This is a genomic window from Streptomyces cahuitamycinicus (genome assembly GCF_002891435.1).
Lineage (GTDB): Bacteria > Actinomycetota > Actinomycetes > Streptomycetales > Streptomycetaceae > Streptomyces > Streptomyces cahuitamycinicus.
The window spans coordinates 1-5,454 of sequence record NZ_POUC01000492.1; the positions used below are offsets into that span (position 1 = coordinate 1).

At 72.7% G+C, this 5,454-nt stretch carries 4 protein-coding genes; all 4 read right to left on the minus strand.

Features of this window, described 5'->3' with window-relative positions; translation table 11 throughout:
• On the minus strand, positions 1-1,636 hold a 1,636-nt coding region (locus C1J00_RS37515; protein WP_245936657.1), incomplete at its 3' end, for a serine/threonine protein kinase.
• 17 nt (positions 1,637-1,653) lie between these two features.
• Positions 1,654-2,988: a coiled-coil domain-containing protein gene (locus tag C1J00_RS37520; protein ID WP_102913381.1), complete on the minus strand. Its 1,335-nt coding sequence runs from the start codon at positions 2,986-2,988 to the stop codon at positions 1,654-1,656.
• Positions 2,989-3,075: 87 nt separating this feature from the next.
• A complete protein-coding gene (locus tag C1J00_RS37525; RefSeq protein ID WP_500691498.1) occupies positions 3,076-4,095 on the minus strand; it encodes a glutamate ABC transporter substrate-binding protein in 1,020 nt (339 codons plus the stop codon).
• 29 nt (positions 4,096-4,124) lie between these two features.
• Positions 4,125-5,454: GlnX family signal transduction membrane protein (locus C1J00_RS37530; protein ID WP_102913383.1), on the minus strand; the 1,330-nt coding region annotated here is incomplete at its 5' end.

Consider the following 5,454-nt stretch of genomic DNA (forward strand, 5'->3'; position numbering starts at 1 on the left):
CGACGGACCTGACGAGGCCGTGCGGGCCCTCGGCGCTCCGCGGGCGCGGCAGGGCGGCAGGAGCACCGGCACGAGCCCCGCCCCGCACCACCCGGGCTCCCAGGCGGGACACCTCGCCGTCCAGCTTGGGGAACAACTCCGTGTCCGTCACGCGCAGTTCCGGCCCGAACAGGGTCGACAGGGCCGGGCGGGCGCGGCCCGTCTGGAGGGAGACGACCTCCCGCAGGACGCCGGTCAGCTGCTCGGTCATCTCCTGCGCGGAGGCGAACCGGCGGGCCGGGTCGGGGTCGGTGGCACGGACCAGCAGCCGGTAGAACGACTCGTACTGCCGGAACACCTCGATGTGGTCCGGGTCGGGCAGGGAGTCCGCGTAGACGTTCGTGTAGCCCTGGAAGTCGAAGGTCAGGACGGCCAGGGTGCGGGCGACGGTGTACAGGTCGCTCGCCACCGACGGGCCCACCTCGGCCACCTCCGGGGCCTGATAGCCGACCGTGCCGTAGATGGCCGACTCCTCGTCGTCCGTCCTGCGCACCGCGCCCATGTCGATCAGCTTCAGCTGGTCCTCGGTCTGGATCGCGTTGTCGACCTTGAAGTCGCAGTACAGCAGGTTGCGGCTGTGCAGGTGCCCGAGCGCCTCCAGCGCCTCGATGCCGTACGCGCAGGCCTGCTCCACCGGCAGCGGATCACGCCTGCCCTGGGCGGTGCGGCGGGCGTTGGCGATCTCCTTGAGGGACTTGCCGCCGACGTACTCCATGACGATGTAGCCGTCGAGCGAACCCGTGCGCTGGTCCAGGTGCTCCACGAAGTTGTAGATCCGCACGATGTTGGCGTGCTCGATCTCCGCGAGGAAGCGCCGCTCGGAGATCGCCGCGGCCATCGCGTCCTGGTCGCCCGTGTCCAGCAGGCCCTTGAGGACCACCCAGCGGTCCGAGACCGCCCGGTCGACGGCGAGGTAGATCCAGCCCAGGCCGCCGTGCGCCAGGCAGCCGACCACCTCGTACTGGCCGTGCACCACGTCCCCGGCCCTCAGCTTCGGCACGAACGAGTACGGGTGACCGCACTTGGTGCAGAAGCCCTCCGTACGGCCCGGCCGGTCGCCGCGGGCCCGGCCCACCGGGGCGCCGCAGTCGGAGCGCGAGCAGAACCGCTTCCGCTCGGGCACCTCGGGGTTGTCCAGGACCATCTCGCGCGGGTCGGGCCGGGGGATCGGCGGCACCTGCACAAGACCGGCGCCCAGCCGGCCCCGGGAGCCGGAACCGGCGGCCGAGCCGGAGCTGCGCACCGACACCGAGCGGCCCGTCGGCTTGCCCGACAGGGACCGCGACAGGCGCCCCGACACCGAGCGGCGCGACTTCGACGAATGGGACGACGTCCGCGAGCTGCGGCCGCTGGAGCGGGAACCGCCGCTGCCCGCGGACCCGCGGGAGCCGCCCCTGCCGCCGGCGGTGACGCCGGTGGCAGGCGACCCGACCATGCCTCCCCCGGAGGGGGGACCCCCGGCCGCGACGACCGGGGCAAGGCCGCAGGTGTCGCAGTACAGCTCGCCGCCGCCCACGTCCTCGTACGCGCCGTCGCAGGCGGGGCGCTGACAGGTGCGCGCCGGCGCGCCGGGAGGCTCGTGCGGTGCCTGACTCATGGACTCCCCCTCGTCGCTCATGCGCCCGGCCCCCTCCGGTCGTCCTCCGGCACGCCCTGCCCCGGCACCCGCGGGCCGCTCAGCAGCTCCGCGGCCGCGTGCTGGTAACGCAGCACCGCCTGCTCGGCGGCGCGCAGGTCGCACGGGGCGCTCCACAGCATGCGGCGCGCCTTCTCGTACCGCTCCACCAGCAGTGTGTCCTCGGCGAAGCCGTGCCGGGCCACCTTCGCCTTGTACGCGTCCAGCCGGCCGCGCAGCTCGGCGCGGACCGCCAGCGGGGCGGTGACCGCGGTCAACGACTCGCGGGCGCGCAGCAGTTCGTCCTCGGCCTTCTGCTCCAGCGACTCCAGCAGCGGGGACAGCCGGTGCCACTGCGCCTGCCTGCGGTACTCGGCCGCCGCCGCCACCTGCTCCTGGAGGACGGTCGGCGGGCCGCTGACGACCGGCACCTCCGTCGCCGCGATCTTCGCCAGCACCTCGCCGCGTGCCGTGCGCGCCTCGGCGAGCGTGCGGTCCGCGCGGCTGAGGAGGTCACGCAGCTTCACGATCCGCTTCTCGGCGTCCTGCCGGACGGTCAGCACCGCGTCGATCTCACGGCGTACGTCGTCCAGGGCGCGCGCCTCGCGGTCGTACACCGTCGTGTCCGGCCGGCCGCCGCCCGGCGCCGAACTGCCCTCCGCGGCAAGCCAGAACGCCAGCGGGTCCGAGATCACCTGCTCGCGCAGTTTCGTCAGTATCCGCGTGATGCGCTCCAGGTCGTCGCCCGCGGGGTGCTCGCCGGGGCGCACGCCGACCGAGTGCGCGAGCCGCCGCGTGCGCTGGAGTTCCGCCGCGAGCAGGTCGATGCGGGCCGGCAGGGCCGACCAGACCGCGTCCGCGGCGACCACCATGTCCAGGCTCGTGGCGTACAGCTCGTTCATCCGGTCGACGAGGGTGGTGAGGGAGTAGCGCTCGCTGAGTTTCGTCGGACCGCCATGCAGGGTGGGGGCGTTGGCCGTCGCCGTGGCGCTGCCCGCGACGGTGACCGAGTCGCCGGTGAGCAGTTCCGTCAGCTCCACCAGGTCCTCGCGGCTGGACCAGCGGCGGCGGGAGCGGATGTCGCGGGCGGAGTGCAACGCGTCGGTGTACGCGTCGAAGTACGTCCACAGCAGCGTGATCGACGCCTCCGTGGCCGTCCAGCGCTCCTGGGTGACGCCGGTGAGCTCGGCGCCCTCCAGGAGTCTGCGGCCCGCGTGGTCCTGCAGGGCGAGGAGCGAGGTCTCGATCGCCTCGTGCTCCGCGCCGAGCCGCGCCAGCGCACGGTCCACCTCGTCCCGGTCCATCACCGGCCCGGTGGGTCCCGTGACGCCCATCGATCACCTCTCGCTGCTGTAGTGCCCGTCAGTGCCCGTCAGTGCCCGTCGGGGGTTCTTCGTCGTGGTCCGGTTGCGCGCCGGTCGTCAGCTCGTGCGGAGGTACTGCGGTGCCGGGGGTTCCGACTTCTTCGCATCCTTGCCCAGAGTTGCCGACAGCCATTGGTTGTACGACGCCTGCCAGCCGTTCGCGGTGTCCTTGCGGTAGTCCACCAGGATCTGGTTGACCCGGCGTACCAGATCGTCCGCGTCCTTCTTCATGGCCACGCCGTAGTACTCGGCAGTGAAGGCGTCACCCTTGAGCTGGACCGTCGGGTCCTGTGCCGCCTGGCTCGCCGCGAGCGCGCCGTCGGTGACCACGGCGTCGACCTCGCCGAGCTGGAGCCGCACCAGACAGTCGAGTTGGTTCGGCACCGTGGTGGAGATGTCGGTGCTGGCGGGGAGTTCGCCCGCCTTCTGGTCCGCCGCCAGCTTCGCGTACGCCGTCGAGCCGGCCGCCGTGCAGACCCTGCGGTCCGCGAGCGTGTCGTCGTAGCCCTTGACGGGGGAGAACTTCGGGGCCAGGACCTGCTGGCCCGTCTTGAAGTAGGGCGCGGAGAAGGCGACGTCGGCGATGCGGGCGCAGTTGATCGTCATCGTGCGGACGACCATGTCCACGCGGCCGTCCTGGATCGCCGGTATGCGCTGGTCGGTGGGGATCGCCTTGAACTGCACGGCGTCCGGGTCGCCGAGGATGTCCTCGGCGATGCGGTGGACCAGGTCGATGTCGAAGCCCTCGAGCTCCGCGCTCTTGCCGCTGTTGGGGTTGCGGTAGCCCCAGCGGTAGCTGTTCTGGTCGACGCCGACGATCAGCTTGCGCTTCCCGCCCTCGCGGTTCCTGATCGCCCGGATGGTGTCGCCGTCGGCGGAGGAGGGGGAGAGGGTCTGCTTCTCGGGAGCCTCGCAGTCCTCTTCGGCCACGGTCCGGGTGGTCGCGGTGGTGTTCTGGGTGGCCGTCGTGGCCGTCGTTGCCGTGGTGAGCGGCAGGCAGAGGGCCACCAGCGCCACCAGGGCGCACACGACTGCCATCGCGGTCACTCCGCCCCAGCCCCTGAGCGCGTCTCGCACGGTCGTTCCTCCCTTCGCCCCCGGCCCGTTCATCGGTACTCCGACAGCCTGCGTCCGATGCCCAGGACCGAGCCGGCGGCCCCCAGCACCGCCAGTACGGCCGCGCCGGCCGGCATGCCCGTCAGCGCGTCGCGGCCGTCGCCGGCCGCGCGCTTGAACTCCGTCTCCTCGTGCGCCAGTGCCGTGCGCAGGTTCTCGTCGACGCTGTCGAAGCACTCGCCCGTCGCGTCATCGGTGCCGATGACGCGCTCCAGCGCCTCCTGGTAGTTGCCGTTCTCGTCCTGCTCGCGGGCCGCGCTGTGGCGCTTCTTCCACTCCGTCATGTTGCCCACGGCGGCGGTGACGGGGCGCTCGCCCGAGGAGTCGTCGGCGAGCTTCTCGGCTGCCGCCAGGTGCGCGGCGAGGGCCTTGATGTCCCTGCCGAAGTCGTAGTCGTAGGCGTCGTAGGTCTCTTCGCCGACCTTCTTCGTCTCCGCGCCGCGGGCCACCAGGGTCAGGTTCTCGTTGCCCCGGGCCTTGAGGGAGGCGATGCGGGCGTCGTGCAGGACGTTCAGGGAGCGGACGCCGTGGTCGTAGGAGTCGTCCAGGCCCGCGCGGGCGACGGAGTGGCCCACGACCAGCCAGAGGAGGACGACCGTGGCCGTGGCCGTGGCGGCCACCAGGCCGTGGTTCAGGACCCTGTTCGTCCGCCGGTAGTTGCGGTGCTGGGCCCAGGCCAGGGCGGCCAGGGCGGCGACGCCGAGGGCGATGGCCGCCCAGGGGTAGGGCGTGGCGCTCGCGTAGTCCGCGCTGAGGCGCTGGTTCTCCTTCTTGTAGAGGTCCTCCGCCGCCGGGAGCATCTCCTTCTGCATCTTCTCGTTGGCGTAGCGCAGGTACGCGCCGCCGACGGGGAACCCCTGGCGGTTGTACGTGCGGGCGCGCTCCACCAGGCCCTTGTACTCCGGGAGGAGTCTGTTGAGCTCGGCGATCGTCGCCGTGGACGGGGAGCCCGGTTCGGCGTTGGCGGCGGCGTTGACGAGCTTCTCGGCGGCCGTGCGGATGTCCCGCTCGTAGCGGTCGCGGGTGGCGGCCGACTCCTGGCCGCCGGCGAGGAAGCCGCTGGAGGCGGCGGTGTTGGCGTCCGCGAGGGAGCGGTAGATGTCGGCGGCGTCCGAGCTGAGGGGCTGGCTGCGGGTGAGGACGTCGTCGGCGGCGGCCGCGCGGTCGGTCATCTGCCAGGCGGTGACGGCGCCGAAGGCGATGACGAGGAGCGCGAGGAGGGCGCCGATGACGCGCAGGCGGCCGGGTTCGGTGGTGGCGGCCGAGCGGAGCTGGTCGAGGCCCTCGGCGAAGGCGGTGCGGCGGGGCGCCGCCGGGGGC